Below are 19,463 nucleotides of genomic sequence, written 5' to 3'. Positions count from 1 at the left end.
CCCGGTCATTCGGCAGGCATGGCTGCGGCGGTGGGCGGCTTGCGCTCGACGTCGTGCAGCAGTCCGCCGCGGCGCGTGTAGACCCACCACGTCACGCCGATGCAGAGCAGATAGAAGACGAAGAAGGTCCAGAGCGCTGCGACCGGTCCGCCGGTCATGGCGATCGAGGTGCCGTAGCTCTTGGGGATGAAGAAGGCGCCATAGGCGGCGATCGCGGAGGTGAAGCCGATGATCGCGGCGCTCTCCTTCTCCGCCTGCAGGCGCCGCGTCGCAGCGTCCGCCTGCGGCATCAACCGTCCCATGTCCTTGCCCATGATCGCGGGGATCATCTGGAAGGTGGAGGCGTTGCCGACGCCGCTGGCGAAGAAGAGAAACATGAAGGACCCGAAGAAGCCCCAGAAGGCGCCGGGCTGGTCCTTGATGCCGATGAAGTGGATCACGCCGTAGACGCCGAGCGCCATCGCAGCGAAGACCCAGAAGGTCACGCGCCCGCCGCCCCAGCGGTCCGACACCCACCCCGTCAGCGAGCGGGAGAGCGCGCCGACAAGCGGCCCGAGGAAGACGAACTGCAGCGCGTCCACGCCAGGGAACTGCGTGCGGGCCAGCAGCGGGAAGCCGGCCGAGTAGCCGATGAAGGATCCGAAGGTGCCGGTATAGAGGAAGCACATGATCCAGTTGTGCTTCCGCTGGAAGATGACAGCCTGATCCGCGAAGGACGCCTTCATGGTGGCCAGGTCGTCCATGCGGAACCATGCCGCGAAGGCCGCCGCCGCGATGAACGGCACCCAGACGAAGCCCGCATTCTGCAGCCAGAGGCTTGCCTCAGCCTGGCCGATACGCGCGGTCTGCGGATCGCCGCCGAAGGCGCCGAAGACGCCGGCGGTGATCACCAGCGGCACGACGAGCTGCACCACGCTGACACCGAGATTGCCGAGGCCTGCGTTGAGCGCGAGAGCGTTGCCCTTCTCCCGCTTCGGAAAGAAGAAGGAGATGTTCGCCATCGACGAGGCGAAGTTGCCGCCGCCGAAGCCGCAGAGCAGCGCGAGCGCCATGAAGATCCAGTAGGGCGTCGCCGGGTTCTGCACCGCGAAGCCGATGCCGAGCGCTGGGATGATCAGCGACCAGGTTGCCAGCGTGGTCCACAGCCTGCCGCCGAAGATCGGCGGCATGAAGGAGTAGAAGATCCGCAGTGTCGCGCCGGACAGCCCGGGCAACGCCGCCAGCCAGAAAAGCTGGTCGGTCGTGAAGGCGAAGCCCACCTGCGGCAGCTTGGCGACGACGACGGACCAGACCATCCAGACCGCGAAGGCCAGCAGCAGACAGGGTATCGAGACCCAGAGATTGCGCCTCGCGATCGCGCGGCCCTTCTCCTCCCAGAAGACGGGATCCTCCGGGCGCCAATCCTCGATCGCCCGGCCCCGCAGGGCGCCGGCCTGCGCCGGGCCGTGGATCGGCTGCATCTCCGGCAGTTCAGGCAAAGCTGCGAGGGCAGGCGCGGCCGCCTCGCGCTCCATGCGCAGGATAGCGAGGTGCATCCACACCAGCGCGGCGGTGCTGATCGCGAACAGCAGCATGAAGCAGGACTGGCGGATGCCCGTGAGGTCGTTCAGCAGTCCGAAGACGATCGGCAGGATGAACCCGCCAAGGCCGCCGATCAGGCCCACGATGCCGCCCACCGGTCCGACCCGGTTCGGGTAGTAGACGGGGATGTGCTTGTAGACCGCCGCCTTCCCGAGGCTCATGAAGAAGCCCAGCACGAAGACCAGCACGATGAAGGCGCCGACGCCGGTCGCGAGGCGGAACTCGATCGGCCCCTTGATGCCGTCCATCACGTAGGTGGTCGGCGGGTAGGAGAGGATGAAGCTGACGACGACGGAGACGCCCAGCGTCCAGTACATGATGCGCCGCGCGCCGTACTTGTCCGACAGCACGCCGCCATAGGCACGGAAGATGGAGGCTGGCACGGAATAGGCCGCGCCGATTATGCCGGCGGTGGCGATGTCGAAGCCGTAGGCGTCGATGATGTAGCGCGGCAGCCAGAGCGCCAACGCTACGAAGGCGCCGAAGACGAAGAAGTAGTAGAGGCTGAAGCGCCAGACCTGCACGTTCTTCAGCGGCTCGAGCAGCGCCGACATCGGCTCTGGCTTCGCGCCGGATGCACGTCGGGCGGCGAGGGACGGGTCGTCCTTTGTGCCGAACCAGAACACCACGGCCATGACCAGCAGGCCGACGGCCCAGAGCTGTGCGACCATCTGCCATCCGAAGGCGACCATGACGACGGGCGCGAGGAACTTCGTCACCGCTGCGCCGACATTTCCCGCGCCGAAGATGCCGAGTGCGGTGCCCTGCTTCTCCTTCGGATACCACTTCGAGACATAAGCGATGCCGACGGCGAAGGAGCCGCCGGCGATGCCGACGCCGAGCGCCGCAAGCAGGAAGGTCGGATAGTCGTAGGCGAAGGTGAGCAGGAAGGTCGCGATCGCCGCCGCCACCATCACGCCGGCATAGACGATGCGTCCGCCATACTGGTCGGCCCAGATGCCGAGGATGAGGCGGATCAGGCTGCCGGTCAGGATCGGCGTGCCGACCAGCAGGCCGAACTGCGTGTCGGTCAGCCCGAGGTCCTTTTTGATCTGCACGCCGATGATCGAGAAGATCGTCCAGACGGCGAAGCAGACCGTGAAGGCGATGGTGGAGAGCCAGAGGGCGCGTGATTGCGCTCCAGGCTCTGCTGAGATCGATGCGCCGCTCATGCCCATCTCCGGTTCCAGCGGGAGTGGCGCAAGAAAGCGACCTAGGCGGGCCCGAGGGGTTGCGCGAGATCAAGCTTCCGGCCCCGCAGCCGTTGAATATTCGGAGATTGGCGATCTCCGTCAGCCGGGCCGTTGACCAGGGCGCTGGTACGTCTTGATCCAGGTCAATGAGACGGCGCGGCCCGGTCCGCTACACGAATCTGCGATGGAAGCGAGGCCGCGATGAGCAAGCGCGAAACGAGCTACGCGATGATCGAGCGTGCCCCGTTCTTCCAGGCGGCGGGTGCCGCCGCGATGGCCGAGTTGCTGCGGCCAAGTTTCACGCAACTGCTGCCCAAGGGCACGGTGCTGTTCGAACAGGGGGAGGATCCCGAGTTCCTGCACCTCCTGCTCGAGGGTAGCGTCGGGCTGCAGGCGAAGGGCGAAGGCGGCGGCACGACCGTCGTCGAGATCTTCGGCGCGGGCGAGGTCTTCCTCACCCCGGCCGTCATTCTGAGGCTGCCCTACCTGGCGTCGGCGGTCGCCCTGACCGAGATACGTGTGCTCATGATTCCGGCTGAACATTTCCGCGACAACCTGCAGCGCTCCTTCGAGCTCAGCCGTGCCTGCAACGAGCTGCTGTCCCGCCATTGGCGCCTGATGGTTGATCAGGTCGTGGATCTCAAGCTGAACAGCGTCGAGGTGCGCGTCGGTCGGTTCCTGGCGCGGCGTATCTCCGAGGAAGCGGGGGCGGGTTGCGCGTCTCTTCCGGAGCCTCGCTCGGCGATCGCGGCGCGTCTCGGCATGACGCCGGAGACTCTCTCCCGCACCCTTGCGGCGCTGGAAAGCAGCGGCAGGTTGCGGCGCACGCCGGGCGGCCCAACCGTGTCCGACCGCAGCGCCCTCCTCGGTCGCCCAGATGCGCCTCGCGGGCGCCAACGGGCGGCCTGCCCGCGTTAGGCGGAGCGGACGGTCGGTGGCCTGCGGCACCTCCCGCCGGCCCGCAAGTCCGGCCAAGCGCGCAGCCAGCGGATTGCGCGCGGTCGTCAGGGGACGAGCGCTCGGCGGAGCCCGGTTGGAGCGCGTGATTGCGCACGCCACGCAGCGCGTCGACGAAGTCAGGCTCACCGTGGGCAACCAATACAGCCGCCATTCGCCTCTAACAGCCTGCCGGGTTCACGGCGTATGGCTTGGAACGGCGCGCCTTGAAGGTCGGTTGCGACTACCACGATGAGATACTGATGGCTTCGTCGTTGCAACGACCCGGCTAGGTTCGCTTGCCGGCGAAATGCGCGGTTGCGTTGTGAATCTGCAGCTGCCACTCGGTCCGACCCAGGTCAAACGTCAAGGCGGCGCTGGCCTGGCCCCACCGCCCCGCCGCAGCGCGTCAGGCCCGGCCTCTCGCGGGCCAGCCAGCGCGGTTCACGGCGATGCGCGTTCGCGGCCGGCTCCGCGGTGCTAGGGTGAACCCCGGCAATGAGGTCCGACCGGAAGCCGGCAGGAGCACTGGCTGCACCTCCTCCCGCGGTGCCCTGGCGGCCAGATCGCCCTCCTGCTCGGTTGCGGGCGGCTGCCCATGCCCCCGCTTGATCGGAGAGGCAGCACCATGGTGAAGGCTTTCACATCGAAGGGCGTGCTGGCGGGCCACGACGAGCCAGCCGTGCGCAGTATCGGCTTGGCAGACCTGCGCGACTCGCTCGTCCGCGGCTACGCGGACTTCATGGCCACGCCGACCCAGCTCGTCTTCCTGGGCGTCATCTATCCGATCATCGGCCTGATCGCGGCGCGGGCCGCCGCCGGCGGCAGCCTGATGCCGCTCTTCTACCCGATGGTGGCCGGGCTCTCGCTGATGGGGCCCGTTGCCGCGCTCGGCATCTACGAACTCAGTCGCCGGCGCGAGCAGGGGCGTGACGTCTCGTGGGTGCACGCCTTTGGGGTCCTGCGCTCCCCGGCGCTCGGCTCCATCGTGGCGCTCGGCCTGCTGCTCTGCGTGATCTTCGTGGCCTGGCTGTTCGCCGCCCAGGCGATCTACCAGATGACGATGAGCCGCCTGCCCATCCCGGGCTCGGTGGACGACTTCGCGCGCCAGGTCCTCGGCACGCGGGAAGGCTGGAACCTCATCCTGCTCGGCAACGCGGTCGGCTTCCTGTTCGCGGCGCTGGTTCTCACGCTCACGGTGGTCTCCTTCCCGCTGCTGCTCGACCGCAACGTCAGCCTGGCGACGGCCGTCCGGACCTCGGTGCGCGCCGTGACGGCGAATCCGTCGACCATGGCCGTCTGGGGCCTGATCGTCGCGGGGCTGCTGCTCCTGGGTTGCCTGCCGGTGTTCGTCGGCCTCGCCGTGGTGATGCCGCTGCTCGGGCACGCGACCTGGCATCTCTACCGCAAGGTCGTGCCGGACTGACCGGCCTCAGACCACGCTCAGCAGCCACGCCAGGACGAGCGCAACCACGACGCAAAGCGCGAGGCCGAGGCCGAGGCCGAGGATCGCGCGGTTGCTGGGCCGACGGCCGGGCGGGGCGGGTGTCATGCCGCTCTCTCCGTTCCGGCTGCGGCGTCAGGGGCCGTCATGTCAGCCTCCGCTGGCCAGGAAGGTCTGACGCATCCACAGCGTGTAGTCCGATTCGATGACCATCAGCGCCGCGAAGACGAGGACGGCCAGCGGCGGCAGCAGGATGGCGTAGGCGAGCGCCAGGCGCTCCCACGCCATGTGCATGAAGACGGCGACGATCAGCCCGGCCTTCAGCGTCATGAACAACAGGATCAGTCCCCAGCGCAGCATGCCCTGCAGGTGGAAGTAGTCCACTAGGTAGGAGAAGAGGCTGAGGACGAAGAGCCAGCCCCACACGACGAGATAGACCCGGATGGGGTGCTGCTGGCCCTCGTGGGTCGGGGATGTGCCTGCCTGCGCCTCCACCATGGACGCCTCCTCACCAGAGATAGAACAGCGCGAAGATGAAGACCCAGACGAGGTCCACGAAGTGCCAGTAGAGGCCCGCGATCTCGACCATCTCGTAGCGGCCCCTGCGGCCCGTGAGCCCACCTGGCCTCTCGTGATCGAAGTCGCCCCGCCAGACCTTGCGCGCGACGATCAGCAGCATGATGACGCCGATCGTCACATGCGTGCCGTGGAAGCCTGTGATGGTGAAGAAGGCCGCGCCGAACTGCGGCGCGCCCCACGGGTTCTCCCAGGGCCGCACCCCTTCGTGGATCAGCTTCGACCATTCGAAGGCCTGCATGCCGACGAAGGTCGCGCCGAACACCGCCGTCAGCAGCATCAGCGCCGTCGTCTTCCCGCGATCCCGCCGGTAGGCGCAGTTCACCGCCATCGCCATGGTGCCGCTGCTGCTGATCAGAACGAAGGTCATGATCGCGATCAGGATCAGAGGGAAGTTCGTGCCGGCGATCTCGAGCGCGAAGACTTCGCTCGGGTTCGGCCAGGGCACAGTGGTCGACATCCGCACCGACATGTAGCTCAGCAGGAAGCAGCCGAAGATGAAGGTGTCGCTCAGCAGGAAGATCCACATCATGACCTTCCCCCAGGAGGCGCCCTTGAACGAGCGCTGGTCGGAAGACCAATCGGCGACGACGCCGTGCCAGCCCGCGGGCCGGACGGCGTCGGGGGCGTGCAGCGGTGCGGTGTCCATCGGATGCGGTCCTGCCTGAGCGGGTCTACCGGAACGGGGCGGTGCAGAGCGCAACGAGCCAGTCGAAGGACGGCGAGAAGGCGAGCGTGGCGAACAGCAGAAGCCAAGCGACCAACAGGAAGTGCCAGTAGGCTGCGCAGAGCTCCACGCTCAGTCGCAGCTTCGCGATCGGCGCCCCGCGCAGCCGCAGGCCCGCCCGACTCAACGCCACGAGGCCGCCGAGGAGGTGCAGCCCGTGCACGGCGGTGATGAGGTAGAAGAACGCGTCCGCCGCGTTGTTGGCGGGCAGGTAGCCGGCGCGCGCGAGTTCCCGCCAGGCGAGGAGCTGGCCGAGGAGGAACAGGAGACTCATCCCGCCGCCGAGCAACAGGGCCGAGCCAACCGCCTCGCGGTCGCCGCGCCGGGTCGCGCGAGCGGCACGATGGAGCGCAACGCTTGCCAGGACCAGCACTGCTGTGTTGGCCCAGAGCAGGCCCGGCCGCGGCGGCGGGCTCCAGTCCGCCATCTCCATCCGAATCGAATAGGCGCTGAGCAGCAGGACAAGCAGCGTGGCGGCAACCGTCATGAACATGCCGAGGCCGAGCTTCGCTGCCGGGACGCGCATGGAGCCGCGCACCGGCGCATCGTCCATCGGGCCTGTCTCGAGCCATGGCTTCGTCGTCAGGCCCTGTCGCGCCAGCCACCAGGCGGCGACGGCCGCGAGCACGCCGAGGAAAAGCAGCGCGATCGTCATGCGGTCGCCTCGCCCTTGGCGACATGCGCCGGCGGCGGCAGTGCCTCGTTCTGCGGGACGAAATCCTCCGGCGCGCCGGGCACTGCGTAATCGTAGGCCCAGCGATGGACGACCGGCAGCTCCTTGCCCCAGTTGCCGTGGCCGGGTGGCGTTTCCGGCGTCTGCCATTCCAGCGTCGTCGCGCGCCAGGGATTGGGGCCCGACTCCCGACCGTGGCGCAGGCTCCAGAGCAGGTTGAACAGGAAGAGCATCTGCGCCGCACCGACGACCAGCGCGACGACGCTGATGAAGGCGTTGAGATCCGCCGCAGAGGCCGGCACGAAGGAGGTCTCGCCGATCGTGTGATAGCGCCGCGGCACCCCGAGCAGGCCGAGATAGTGCATCGGGAAGAAGATCGCGTAGGCGCCGAGGAAGGTGACCCAGAAGTGGATCTTCCCCATCGTGTCGTCGAGCATCCGCCCGGTCATCTTCGGGTACCAGTGATAGATGCCGCCGAAGATGACCATCACCGGCGCGACGCCCATCACCATGTGGAAATGCGCCACGACGAACATCGTGTCGGACAGCGGGACATCCACGACGACGTTGCCCAGGAACAGTCCCGTCAGACCTCCATTGACGAAGGTGACGATGAAGCCGAGGGCGAAGAGCATCGGCACGTTGAGGTGGATGTTCCCGCGCCAGAGCGTCAGCAGCCAGTTGTAGACCTTGATCGCGGTGGGGATGGCGATGATCAGCGTGGTGGTGGCGAAGAAGAAGCCGAACCACGGGTGCATGCCGGAGACGTACATGTGGTGCGCCCAGACCACGAAGCTCAGGGCGCCGATGATGACGATGGCCCAGACCATCATCCGGTATCCGAAGATGTTGCGCCGCGCATGCGTGCTGATGAGATCGGAGACGATGCCGAAGGCCGGCAGCGCCACGATGTAGACCTCCGGGTGGCCGAAGAACCAGAAGAGGTGCTGGAACAGGATGGGGCTGCCGCCTCCGTAGCGGAGCTGCTGGCCCATCTCGACCAGGGTGGGCATGAAGAAACTGGTGCCGAGCAGCCGATCGAGCAGCAGCATCACCGCGCCGACGAACAGCGCCGGGAAGGCGAGCAGCGCCATGACGGTCGCAGTGAAGATGCCCCAGACGGTGAGCGGCATCCGCATCAGCGTCATGCCGCGCGTGCGCGCCTGAAGCACGGTGACGACGTAGTTCAGCCCGCCCATGGTGAAGCCGGCGATGAACAGGCAGAGCGAGAGCAGCATCAGCACGATGCCCCAGTCGCGCCCGGGCGTGCCGGAAAGGATCGCCTGCGGCGGGTAGAGTGTCCAGCCTGCGCCCGTTGGCCCGCCTGGGACGAAGAAGCTGGCGACCAGCACGAGCACCGCCAGCAGGTAGACCCAAAAGCTCAGCATGTTGACGAAGGGGAACACCATGTCCCGCGCGCCCAGCATGAGCGGGATAAGGTAGTTGCCGAAGCCGCCGAGGAAGAGCGCGGTCAGCAGGTACACCACCATGATCATCCCGTGCATGGTGATGAACTGGTAGTAGGCCTGCGGATCGATGAAGGTGAAGGTGTCGGGGAAGCCCAGTTGCAGGCGCATTAGCCAGGACAGCACCAGCGCGACCATGCCGATCGCGAGCGCGGTCAGCGCGTACTGGATGCCGATGACCTTGGCGTCCTGGCTGAAGACGTAGGTGCTCCACCATCCATGCGGATGGGGCAGTTCCATCTCCGGCACTTCCGCTGCCGGGATCTGGCCGCCGGCGCCGTGCGCGAGTTCGCCCATCGGTTCGCCTTCCTTCCTTGCCGGTCGGCGGCGCCCGATGGCGCGGGCTCACCGTGCCGGTCGTCGTCCTCCTGCCGCGCCGTGCCGTGCGACGATGCGGCCGCGGCGTCTCATCTAGAGGCCTGCGCGAAGCGACGCTGGCCATCGAGCCAGGCCTGGTAGTCTTCCGTGGATTGCACGACGACGCGGCTGCGCATGACGGCGTGGCCTGAGCCGCAGAGCTCGGCGCAGAGCACGTCGAAGGTGCCGGTGCGGGTCGGGGTGAACCAGAAATAGGTGACCGCGCCCGGGATCATGTCCATCTTCGCGCGGAATTCCGGCACGTAGAAATCGTGCAGAACGTCGATCGAACGCAGCAGGACCCGCACCGGGCGACCGATCGGCAGATGAAGGTCATCGCCCTGGATGATCACGTCGTCCCGCCCGGCTGCGTCGCCCGGCACAAGGCCGAGCGGATTCTCGGGCGAGATGAGGCGTGTCTCCACCGCGCCAAGTTTCCCGTCCTCACCGGGCAGGCGATAGCTCCACAGCCATTGCTGGCCGACGATCTCGATGTCCGTCGCATCGGTCGGCACGGTGACGAAGCGGTGCCATACGAACAGGCCGGGCGCGAGCATCGCCGCCACGCCGAGCGCGGTCGCGACCGTCAGCCAGATCTCGAGGCGCTTGTTCTCCGGCTCATAGGTGGCGCGTTGGCCCGGCCTGCTGCGGAAGCGGAACACGCAGTAGGCCATGAACAACACGACCGCGACGAAGACGACGCCGGTGATCCAGAAGGTGACGGTGATCGTCGCGTCGATGTAGCTCCAGTTGGAAGCGATCGGCGTCCACCACCAGGGGCTGAGCAGGTGGAAGGTAACCGACCCGACCGCCACCAGAACGAGGATCAGCGCAACGGCCATGGCCGCGTCACCCTGCCTGTGCACAGCTGCGTAGGCCGTCGTCGCGCAGCAGGGAAGACTTCCCCGCGCGTCGCGGGCAGGCGGGCGGCGGTGCCCGGGCCAGCGGGCTGTTCGGCCATCGCCATGGTCCGACCTTCTGCGATGCTCTAGAAAGCACAGCGAGCAGCAGGCGAGACACTGATGGAAGATGGTGGCGGACTGAGTCGGGGCCGACAAGAAGATCTTCCCGTCCTCAGCCGCACGTGATCTGCCGGGCAATACATCTGCCGGGCAATACGGCGTGCCGGAACGCGGCGGTCGCGTTCTGGCACCTGGGTGACGACCGGCGAATGTCGCTCGACCGACGCGCGATCCGCCGGCCAGTGTCGGGGTGCTTGAGCCATTGCTGTCTGCCCCAGGCTAGGCGACCGATGTACAGCTCGTTGTTGAGGATGCCGGGTGCCCTTCGAGCGGTCGCCGTTGATTGCCGAGGGCGCCCAGGCGCCACCCCGAGGGCCGGGAATTCCCTCCTCGTTCAGCGCGAGTGCGAAGTGCTTGGGCGGACAGGCCCGCCGCATACTGCTCGAAGATCCGGACGATCACGCTTGCCTCGGCGGCCTCGACCGTCCTGCCGCCGCGTCGCCCGTGCTCCCCGGCTGCGACCCGGTACCCGTAGCAGAGGCCACCGGCGCTCCAGCGGCCTTTCGCGACCGCCCGCAGGCCGCGGCGTGTCTTGGTGCGGATGTCGCCCAAGAGCATCTGCGACATCGTCCCGAGCAGGCCGATATGCATCGGCGTGATCGCATCGTGCTGCAGGGTCTGGATGCGGATGCCGTAGAATGTCAGTTGGTCGTAGAGCTTGGCGACACGGGACAGGTTGCGACAGAGGCGATCGATTGCCTCGCAGATCACCGCGTCGAAGCGCCGCGATTTCGCGTCCCGGATCATGCGCTGGAAGGCCGGCCGGTCGTGGTTGCCCCCGCTCATGGCCAGGTCCTCGTAGACCTGCACGCCCTGCCAGCCCAACCTTAAACTGGAGTTTTCCAGCTCAGGGCGATCCAGGAAACGGGAGGCAGGTCAACACCATTCGCTGCTAGGACGGTGCAACGCCGGCACCAAACCGCCTCATCAAGTTCGCGCCCTCCGCTGCAGCACCGCTCGCGGCTTCTTCAACGCCGTGAAGGAGCGGCGAGGGATAAAGGTTTGGTCCTCGACGGCTTCCGCCGGGTCGGGCCCAACCGCAAGGCACCCGCGACGCCTTCAAGATCTACCGCGTCGGCTGAGCGCGCGTGCCAGCGAGGCGAGCGGCGAGTTGGTACTCGCACCTTGAAGGCTGGTCGGACGCGCACTGCGGTGCCCCCGGCAGACCGGGCCATCACGCCACGGCGAAGGAGAATACGGTGATGTCGACCAATATCGAGTGGGCACTTGTTGCCGATGGAGGGCGGGCTCGGCTGTTTGAGCGCCACCTGCCTGCTGGTCCTTGGCGCGAACGCACGGATGATGAACTCGAGGCGACCAACCCGCCGTCGCGGGAGCACGGCACCGATCGGCTTGGGCGCGTGCACGAGAGCGCTACCACGGCACGCCATGCGGTCGAACCACGAACCGACCCCCACCGGGCCGCGAAGACAGATTTCGCGACGCGCCTCGCGACGCGGCTCGAGGGTACGGCCAGCTCGTTTGAGCGGCTCCTGCTGGTGGCGCCGCCGTCCTTTCTCGGCGATCTGCGAGCGTCACTTGGCGAAGCGACGCGAAGGAAACTGTACGGAACGCTGGACAAGGACCTGACCCACGCACCGCTGGCAGATGTGGCCGCACAGCTCGAGGCCGTCCGTCGGGCCTGACGGTCGGAGCAGCGCTCAAGGGCTGCAGATCGACGCTGACGTGTCCCGATAGGACCAGGTCAGGGATGTTAGTCGTGTCCCTCGCTCGACCTGAAGACATGGGCGCGTCGGGCTTCGTGCCGCCTCAATGGACAGCAGACCGCAATGATTCCTGCCGGTGCGCCGAAGGCGCCGTAGCGCGCCCTGACGCGCTCGAGCGTCGCCCCAATGATCGAACTGTACGACATGGTCCATGTACTCGCCGGGGGTACGGCTGGGCACTTCGTACCCTACGCCTGTCGCATTGTGCGCAAGCCCGATCGCGCGAGAATGATCGCAGCCCCCCACGCCGGCCCAAGAATGGCGTGCTCGCTACCCTCCATCCACGCGTAGCATCCGCCCAGCGTCCGCCTGAGCGGAGGAAGCGTCATGGCTGCCACCGGCCTCGAGGTCTGGGACAAGACCATCCAGACCACCAACATCTGGCTCGACGAGATCATGGAGGACATCGGCCCCGACCGACAGGTCGCTTGGCACGTGCTCGGCGCCGTGCTGCGGACACTACGGGACCGTCTTCCCCTCGAACTCGCGGTGCATCTCGGAGCACAGCTGCCACTGCTGGTGCGCGGCACCTACTACGAGCAGTGGCATATCGGGGGCGAACGCCCAACGGTGCGGAGCATGGAGGATTTCCTCGACAACGTGGCTTCGCATCTCGGTCGGACTCGCCCGATCGGGCCCGCCGATGCGACCGCGGCCGTGTTCGCGACGCTGGCACGGCATGTCGATCCCGGTCAGATCGCGAAGGTGCTCGGCGCCCTGCCGGAAGGCATCCGGCGTGGCCTTGGCGGGGTCACCATGGCCTGATCCGGGACGGACTCCGCCTGACGGCGCGCCAATCCGGCCCGTCCCGCGCCTAACCCATCGTAAGAGAGGAGTTGGCGCATGAGGATCAAGGAGCTCATGACCCCCGATCCGGTCGTCGTCCCGCCGGACATGAAGGTGGAGCCGCTGGTGCGGCTGCTCGCCGACCGCCACCTGTCCGGCGTCTTCGTCGTGGATGCGGCGGGCGCGCCGCTGGGCGTTGTCACCGAAGCCGATCTGGTGCGGCGCCTCGCGCCGCAGGACGAGGAGGGACTCGGTTGGCTCGCGCGCCTTGCCGTAGACGCCGATCGTGCCGCCAGGCGCTACGCACGCGCCCATGGCCGGTGCGCGCGTGACGTGATGAGTCCGACGATCGTCTCGGTGCACGAGGATGCGCCTCCCGCTGAAGCCGCGCAGCTGATGTGCGACCGGCGCATCCGGCGAGTCGCGGTGCTGCGCGATGGCCGCGTGGTCGGCGTGGTCTCGCGCGCCGACCTCCTGAAGGCCGTTGCGGCACAGCCTGATCGCCTTGGGACGGAGAGCGACGATGCGCGGATCCGCCGGACCATCGTCGCGGAGATGCGCCGCCAGCCCTGGGCCGACACGGAGCTGACTGCGGTGACGGTCTCAGGCGGCGTGGTCTCCTTTGAGGGGTACTGCCGCTCGAACGAGGTGCGCCGTGCATTACGCGTGCTGGCGGAGCGCGTCGATGGCGTGCGGAGCGTGGAGGACCGGCTCACGGTCGGAGTGCCGCCCTCAAGCTCGCTGTATCCGGGCATCTAGGCCATGCCTGGCGGGATGGTCCCGCTGGCGCAGTCGTACCAGAGCCGGAGCGGCAGGAGCGCTGCCGCGACACGTCGTCGCGGCAGGCGATATCCCAAGCGGGCATTGCTGGCGCTGCCCACCGTGCGCCGGCAGATTACACCTTCACCAACGCGGCAAGGCAGGCGGCAAGCTCGGCGGCCGCGACCGGCTTCCGCAGTACCGCGGCAAGGCCACCGCCTGAGATCGCGGTGGACGTGCTGATCGGCTCCGCCTGGCCGGTGATCAGCACCGCCAGCAATCCTGGCCGCCGCATCTGCGCCTCACGGATCAGGCTCATGCCGTCCATGCCCGGCATCGTCATGTCGGTCACGAGCGCATCCACCGGGTGACCCGCATCGAGGATCGCCAGGGCAGCTGCCGCATCACCCTTCGCGACAACATGGCATCCCGTCGCTTCGAGTTGCTCCGCCAGTGTGGCCCGCACGACGGGCTCGTCATCCACCAGCAGCACGCGGCAGGCACAGCGCGCCTCGCCGGCCATCGTGGTTGCAGCGCCGCCGCCGGGCCGGGGGAGGTCGGCCTGCGGCAGCCAGAGCGTCACCGTGGTACCCTTGCCGGGCGTGCTCTCGATGGCGAGCTGCCCCTCGGCATGTTCGGCGAAGGTCCGGGCCATACTCAGCCCGAGGCCCGTGCCCTTGCCGGATGGCTTGGTGGTGAAGAACGGCTCGACGACGCGCGCGAGAGTGTTGGCATCCATCCCTGTGCCGGTGTCGCGCACTGCCAGCCGCAGATAGCGGCCGGGTGCGGGGCGGACGGATGCACCTTCTGCTTCGCCGGCCCCAACGTGCTCGGGCGTGGCGGACAGGGTGAGCACACCGTCCTGCGGCATGGCATCGCGGGCGTTGGTGGCCAGGTTGATGAGCACCGTCTGCAACGCCTCGCGATTGGCCAGCAGCGGAGGAAGCTCGGCTGCCGCCTCGACCCGGATCTCGATATGCGGGCCGAGCGCCGGCGCCAGGATCTCCTTCAGACCCGTCATCAGTGCCGCAGCGTCGATGGCTTCGGCGCGCGGCTCGCCTCGGCGGGCGAAGGCGAGCAGACGACGCGTGATCGCGGCACCGCGCGAGACCGCCGCGGTGACGGCATCCAGCCGTCGGCGAACGGCTTCCGGGTTCTCCGCTTCCCTGTTCGCCATGACGGCAGAGCCGGCTATGGCCTGCAGGACGTTGTTGACGTCATGCGCGATCCCGCCCGCGAGCTCGCCAAGCGCCTGCAGCTTCTGTCCTTGCCGCAGTTCGGCCTCAAGCCGGTGCCGCTCGGTGACATCCAGCAGCATGCCAACGATCCGCCCGGGTCGGCCGGTGCTCGCGTCGCGCTCCAGCGAGATGCCATGGGACCACACCGACCGCCACGAACCGTCCTGGCATCGCATACGGCTCTCGAGCGCGCAGCCATCCGACAATCCTGACAGCATCCTGCGCCAAGCATCCTCATAGGTGGCGCGATCCTCAGGGTGGATCGAGGCCTCGAGCGCGGTCCATTCTTCCCCTCCAAGGCCGACCCATGTCTCCGCCGGCAGGGTGCTGCCTGCCAGCTCCGCGGCACGGGCATCGAACAGTGCGGCGCGCTTCACGAGGTCAATCTCGTAGGTGCCGACGCCGGCCCCTTCGGTCGCCGCGCGGAGACGAAGGCCAGCCTTCCGCGCCGCAGCCTCCGCCTCGACCTCGGCGGTGACGTCGCGTGCCAAGCTGATCACTCGCACTATCCGGCCATCAGCGCCGAACCGCGCGACACCTTCGTCCTGGAGCCACACCAAGCCGCCATCGGGTCGCCGGTAGCGGAAGCGCACCGCATAGCCTGGACGCTCGGGCGTAACGCTGCGGAGGGCCGCCTGCATTCGTTCTAGGTCATCGGGGTGGATCGCCGCCATGAAGGCGGTACCGCTGTCCCGGAGCGCGGCGGATTCGGACAAACCCAGGATGTCGGCCGCGTTCGGCGAACGCAGCACGATGTCCGCGGTGGGATGGAACTCGAAGGCGAAGACGCGGCCTGCGCCGAGCGCGGCCTGCAGGCGGGCCTCGCTCGCCGCCAGATCGGCCGTGCGGTCGGCCACGCGGCGTTCGAGGGTGGTCTGGCTCCGTCGCACGGCCATTGCCAAGCCAAGCAGCAGGCCGGTCGCCGGCAGGCCGATGGCCAGCTGCTCCAAGACCTGTTGTCGCCAGGCGGCCAGGATGTCCGCCCGCGGACGTCCGACCAGGCCGTAGACTGGCCACCCCTCGATGCGGTGCACGCCATAGAGACGCTGGACGCCATCCGTCTTGGAGACGCCCTCGTAGACGGTTGACTCAGGATCGCCGGCCGTTGCCGCCGCGAAGGGCCCCAGGACCTGCACCGCCTGCGTCTGGCCGACGCTCCGTGCGAGGAGTTCGCCATCGTTGCGGAGCAGCGTCGTCACGTCACCCCGCGCCGGCTGGAGACGCCGCAGGCCCTCGGCAAGGTTGTTCGGGAAGATGGAGAGGTTCACCAGGCCGTCGAAGGCACCGGGAGGCACATCGGCATTGCCGGTCTGTGTCCGCCGTCGGCTCACGGCGAAGAACAGCGTCCCGTCGAGCCGGCCGGTGTAGACCCGACTGACATGAACCTGCGGCGGGTTCTGCCCGCTCAACGCCTCGAAGAAGTCCCGGTCGACGGCAAGCCCGGCCGCCTGCGGCACGGGGAAGATGTTGGCGCTGACCAGGACCGAGCCGTGGCGATCCAACACGTAGCCGGCTTCGGTCTGCGGGATCTCGTCCACGAGGCGCTTGAGCTCGGCATGCAGTTCCGCCTCACGCTCGCGGATCTCGGCATCGGAAAGGTCGCGCAGAAGCGCATCTATGCGGCCGGCCGCCACCCCGTGCAGGGTCAGCACGCGCAGCCCGTATTCGGCGACGGCCGCCGCTCCCTGGCGTAGATCGTCTTCCGCTGCGATCCAGGTGTCGCGCCACGCGACCCAGGCCCCGGTACCCATCAGGGCCAACGGCAGCGCAATGCAGAGGAGGACGAGCGCCGTGCCGAGTGTCGGGCGGCGGGACGAAAGCGCTCGGCGCGGAACCGGACGAGGCGACGCCTGCGACATGGCGCCGGTCCTGACCGTTCCGCTGATGAAAGCCTGGGCGCCCCCCATTCTTGTCCCTTTTCTTTCGGACAGCACGGCAACCTTGGGCGGTCACCTCGCGCCCTTATGACGTCCGCTCAGCCCCGAAGCATCCATGTGTCTCGCGCCGGTATGTTCCGGTACCGGGACCAGCCGCTGCGTTTTTCTGCCGGCCAAAAACGAAAGCTGTGATCGCGACACGGTGAGGTCCACATTCTCACGCGAACATGATCGTTCGCCGCGAGCCATGACGAATGCGTTCCCCACAGACGACGGCGAAGGAGAAGTTGCCATGGCAGCGATGCATCCTTCGCCCAGGACGGGCAGAAGGCGGCTCGTGATTGGCTTGCTGGCGGCCGGCGCGATCCTTCCGCTCGCGCTGGGCTGGCTGCTTGTCGGGCCCGCTCGGCCTTGGCCCGACGAGATCGCGGGTGCCTCCGCGCTGCTTGGCTTCGCGGCCCTGCTCTGGAGCTTCGTGCTGTCGGGACGCTTCCGCGCGGTCACGGACGTGGTGGGCATGGACCGCACCATGCGCTGGCACCAGGTCACCGGCATCGCAGTGTCGCTCCTGCTGATGCTCGTTCATCCCTTTCTCTACACGCTGCCCGATGGACCAGCGTTCATGCGCCCCGACGACCTGACCCACGCTCACGTGCTCGGCCTGGGCGGCGCGTCCATCGCGACGGGATTGCTCGCCTGGCTGCTGCTCGGGCTGCTCACGACGGGGGCAATCGGACGCGATCAGATTCCCTTTCGTTATGAGACCTGGCGTGCCGTGCACGGCCTGCTCGCCATATCCGTCGTGCTTCTTGGACTGCATCATGGGCTGTCGGCGGGACGCTACAGCGCATCCCCGGTGCTGGCAGGGCTATGGCTCGCCCTGGGCGCCATGGCGTCCTCGACATTGCTCTGGGTGTGGCTGATCCGCCCGATCGGCCTCGCCCGGCGCCCCTGGCGCATCGCTGCCATTCGTCCCGTGGCGCTGCGGACCTGGGAACTGGTGGTCGCGCCTGTGGGGCATGCCGGCCTTCGGTTCCAGGCCGGTCAGTTCGCGTGGCTCAAGCTCGACCGCGGCCCCTTCTCACGACGCGAGCATCCCTTCTCGATCGCGTCCGCGCCGTCCGAGGCAGGGTGCCTGCGCTTCCTGATCAAGGAGGCCGGTGACTTCACCCGCGGCATCGGTGCGTTGCCACCTGGCGCCCGCGCCTTCGTCGATGGTCCACACGGCAATCTCGTTGTGGAAAAGCGTGCCGAGCCGGGGCTCGCCTTCCTCTGCGGAGGCGTCGGCGTCGCGCCCGCGCTGGCAATCCTGCGCGAAGAGGTACGGCAGCCAACACCGCGGCCAATGCTTCTGGTCTACGGCAACCGAGTGGCCACCCAGCTCATCGCGCAGGAGGAACTGGAAAGGCTCTCTGCCGCCGGACGGTTGAAGGTCGTGCATGTGCTTGGCGAGCCTGCGCCGGGCTGGGCGGGCGAGAGCGGCCAGCTGGACGCCGCGCTGATCGCCCGGCACTGTGAAGCGGCCGCCAGGGCGGGCTGGCTGTTCGTGCTGTGCGGCCCGCCCCCGATGCTGCGCGAGGCACGAAAGGCGCTGCAGAGGCTCGGCGTGCGGCCGGCGCAGATTCTCGAAGAGCGATTCACCTACGCTTGAACCGCGCCGCAGCACGGCAGCTTGAGCGCCATCATGCGGCCTCCCGCTACGGCATCGGGAGAGCCCATCACGGGGTGATGATCCGTACGGTTGACGTTCATCCATCGGCGGAGCCCGCAGCGAGTGGCATCCTTCTTCCGCTCGGCAGTCCTGACCGACGCCAACCACCAACAGGAGGGGACGATCGTGCGTATCTCCAGCATGGCTCTCGGCGGTGCGCTTGTCGCAAGCATCGGTGTCGGCGCTGCCTTCGCCCAGGCGCCGCAGCCGCCCGCACGAGGGGTGGAATTCTACCGGGCCGCTTGTGCCCAGTGTCACGGTACCGATGGCAAGGGCGGCGGACCGGTGGCCGGCTTGCTGACCGCCAGGCCGTCAGACCTGACGACGCTCACGCGGCGCAACAACGGCGCGTTCCCCTTCGTTCGTGTTGGTCAGATCATCGACGGGCGCGAGGACATCGTGGCGCATGGCGGCCGCGAGATGCCGTTCTGGGGTGCAATGTTCGGCTTCGAAGCCGGCGACCGTTTCGGCAACCGTATGCGTGAGGCCTATGTGCAGGGTCGCGTCTACGAACTGGTCCTCTATCTGAACTCGATCCAGCAATAGCGATGCGGATGATGGCGGCCTCGCTGAGCGTGATGCATGCGCGGGGCCCTCGCCTGCGCGGCCGCCAGCAACACGCACGCCGCGACGGCTCGCTGTCGCCTCTCCCGGATATCGAGGGCCAATGAGCGACCGCCTGCCGCTGTCGGCGCCACCGCCGATGCTCAAGGAGGGCGACGCACTGCTGGTGGTGGATGTGCAGGCTGATTTCTGCCCCGGCGGTGCTCTGCCCATCGAGGCCGGTGACGCCGTGGTGCCCGTTCTGAATGCCTGGGTCGAGGCCGCGCGTCGCGCGGGTGTGCCGGTGATCGCCTCGCGCGACCTCCACCCGGGCGGGCATCCGAGCTTCACCGAGGGCGGCGGAGCCTGGCCCGTGCACTGCGTGCAGGATACGCCAGGCGCCGCCTTCCACCACGCGCTCCGGCTGCCCGCAGGGACGGTCCATGTCGCAAAGGGGACGCGGCTCGACCGGGACCAGTATTCGGCCTTCGACGAGACGGGCCTGGCCGTTGCGCTGCGCGCGCGCGGCGTCCGCCGTCTCTGGGTCGGTGGCCTCGCGCTCGATGTCTGCGTGCGCGCCACGGTGCTCGACGCGCTGCGTGAGGGGTTCGAGGTACGGCTGATCCGGGATGGGACGCGCCCCGTCGAGCCTGCTGCCGGCGCCCGCGCGCTGGCCGAGATGGAAGCGGCTGGCGCGCGGATCGTTTGACGCGTCCTCAGCGACCGGCGCCGGCGACGCGCGCGCGCACCGCGCCCTCCTCGGCGGCAAGGGCGGCGCTGATCGTCACCGGGTAGGGCGGGTCGGCCGGATGCAGCGCGCGCAGCCGCGCCGGCAGCGCGGCGAGTT

General features: G+C 68.1%; 16 protein-coding genes. 8 read left to right on the top strand and 8 right to left on the bottom strand.

Features of this window, described 5'->3' with window-relative positions:
• Nucleotides 1-5 precede the first annotated feature (5 nt).
• Complete coding sequence (locus L2I40_RS03400; RefSeq protein WP_237213460.1) at nt 6-2,753, bottom strand: nitrate/nitrite transporter; 2,748 nt, start codon at nt 2,751-2,753, stop codon at nt 6-8.
• 222 nt (nt 2,754-2,975) lie between these two features.
• Between L2I40_RS03400 and L2I40_RS03395 the strand changes: the two genes are divergently transcribed.
• Nucleotides 2,976-3,692, top strand: a complete 717-nt coding sequence (locus L2I40_RS03395) for a cyclic nucleotide-binding domain-containing protein (RefSeq protein ID WP_237213459.1) — start codon at nt 2,976-2,978, stop codon at nt 3,690-3,692.
• A gap of 646 nt (nt 3,693-4,338) precedes the next feature.
• A complete protein-coding gene (locus L2I40_RS03390) occupies nt 4,339-5,136 on the top strand; it encodes a DUF2189 domain-containing protein (RefSeq protein WP_237213458.1) in 798 nt (265 codons plus the stop codon).
• Between the two features lie 168 nt (nt 5,137-5,304).
• Here L2I40_RS03390 and L2I40_RS03385 read toward each other — a convergent pair whose 3' ends face one another.
• The 6 genes from L2I40_RS03385 to L2I40_RS03360 form a co-directional block, all read right to left on the bottom strand.
• On the bottom strand, nt 5,305-5,652 hold the full coding sequence (locus tag L2I40_RS03385) for a cytochrome C oxidase subunit IV family protein (protein ID WP_237213457.1): 348 nt from the start codon (nt 5,650-5,652) through the stop codon (nt 5,305-5,307).
• Nucleotides 5,653-5,662: 10 nt separating this feature from the next.
• Nucleotides 5,663-6,379 carry a heme-copper oxidase subunit III family protein gene (locus L2I40_RS03380; RefSeq protein WP_237213456.1) on the bottom strand — a complete coding sequence of 239 codons (717 nt, stop codon included), beginning with the start codon at nt 6,377-6,379 and terminating at the stop codon, nt 5,663-5,665.
• 25 nt (nt 6,380-6,404) lie between these two features.
• On the bottom strand, nt 6,405-7,112 hold the full coding sequence (locus tag L2I40_RS03375) for a cytochrome c oxidase subunit 3 (protein ID WP_237213455.1): 708 nt from the start codon (nt 7,110-7,112) through the stop codon (nt 6,405-6,407).
• Nucleotides 7,109-8,893 (bottom strand): cytochrome c oxidase subunit I, encoded by a 1,785-nt coding sequence (gene ctaD / locus L2I40_RS03370; protein ID WP_237213454.1) that lies wholly within the window; start codon nt 8,891-8,893, stop codon nt 7,109-7,111. Before ctaD ends, L2I40_RS03375 begins: the two co-directional genes overlap by 4 nt.
• 110 nt (nt 8,894-9,003) lie before the next feature.
• Nucleotides 9,004-9,795 carry a cytochrome c oxidase subunit II gene (coxB, locus tag L2I40_RS03365; protein ID WP_237213453.1) on the bottom strand — a complete coding sequence of 264 codons (792 nt, stop codon included), beginning with the start codon at nt 9,793-9,795 and terminating at the stop codon, nt 9,004-9,006.
• Between the two features lie 399 nt (nt 9,796-10,194).
• Nucleotides 10,195-10,800, bottom strand: a complete 606-nt coding sequence (locus L2I40_RS03360; RefSeq protein ID WP_272910931.1) for a recombinase family protein — start codon at nt 10,798-10,800, stop codon at nt 10,195-10,197.
• 377 nt (nt 10,801-11,177) lie between these two features.
• Here L2I40_RS03360 and L2I40_RS03355 point away from each other — a divergent pair, with 377 nt between their 5' ends.
• The 3 genes from L2I40_RS03355 (at nt 11,178) to L2I40_RS03345 (ending at nt 13,247) form a co-directional block, all read left to right on the top strand.
• On the top strand, nt 11,178-11,621 hold the full coding sequence (locus L2I40_RS03355; protein WP_237213451.1) for a host attachment protein: 444 nt from the start codon (nt 11,178-11,180) through the stop codon (nt 11,619-11,621).
• Nucleotides 11,622-12,029: 408 nt separating this feature from the next.
• Nucleotides 12,030-12,467, top strand: a complete 438-nt coding sequence (locus L2I40_RS03350) for a DUF2267 domain-containing protein (protein ID WP_237213450.1) — start codon at nt 12,030-12,032, stop codon at nt 12,465-12,467.
• Nucleotides 12,468-12,545: 78 nt separating this feature from the next.
• Nucleotides 12,546-13,247 carry a CBS domain-containing protein gene (locus L2I40_RS03345; protein ID WP_237213449.1) on the top strand — a complete coding sequence of 234 codons (702 nt, stop codon included), beginning with the start codon at nt 12,546-12,548 and terminating at the stop codon, nt 13,245-13,247.
• A gap of 136 nt (nt 13,248-13,383) precedes the next feature.
• Here the strand turns inward: L2I40_RS03345 and L2I40_RS03340 are convergent, their stop codons facing one another.
• Nucleotides 13,384-16,344, bottom strand: coding sequence for a PAS domain-containing protein (locus tag L2I40_RS03340; RefSeq protein WP_237213448.1), 2,961 nt, complete (start codon nt 16,342-16,344; stop codon nt 13,384-13,386).
• A gap of 310 nt (nt 16,345-16,654) precedes the next feature.
• On the opposite strand from L2I40_RS03340, the gene L2I40_RS03335 reads away from it, so the two are divergent.
• From L2I40_RS03335 to L2I40_RS03325, 3 genes are all read left to right on the top strand, one after another.
• Nucleotides 16,655-18,013 carry a ferredoxin reductase family protein gene (locus tag L2I40_RS03335; protein ID WP_237213447.1) on the top strand — a complete coding sequence of 453 codons (1,359 nt, stop codon included), beginning with the start codon at nt 16,655-16,657 and terminating at the stop codon, nt 18,011-18,013.
• A 123-nt stretch (nt 18,014-18,136) separates the two neighbouring features.
• Nucleotides 18,137-18,619 carry a c-type cytochrome gene (locus L2I40_RS03330; protein ID WP_237213446.1) on the top strand — a complete coding sequence of 161 codons (483 nt, stop codon included), beginning with the start codon at nt 18,137-18,139 and terminating at the stop codon, nt 18,617-18,619.
• Nucleotides 18,620-18,740: 121 nt separating this feature from the next.
• Nucleotides 18,741-19,325 carry a nicotinamidase gene (locus L2I40_RS03325; protein ID WP_237213445.1) on the top strand — a complete coding sequence of 195 codons (585 nt, stop codon included), beginning with the start codon at nt 18,741-18,743 and terminating at the stop codon, nt 19,323-19,325.
• Nucleotides 19,326-19,463: the final 138 nt, after the last annotated feature.

The organism is Falsiroseomonas oryziterrae, assembly GCF_021864505.1.
Classification (GTDB): Bacteria; Pseudomonadota; Alphaproteobacteria; order Acetobacterales; family Acetobacteraceae; genus Falsiroseomonas; species Falsiroseomonas oryziterrae.
The sequence above is the reverse complement of the archived record's forward strand: the minus strand, read 5'-3'. Positions and strand labels throughout refer to the sequence as shown.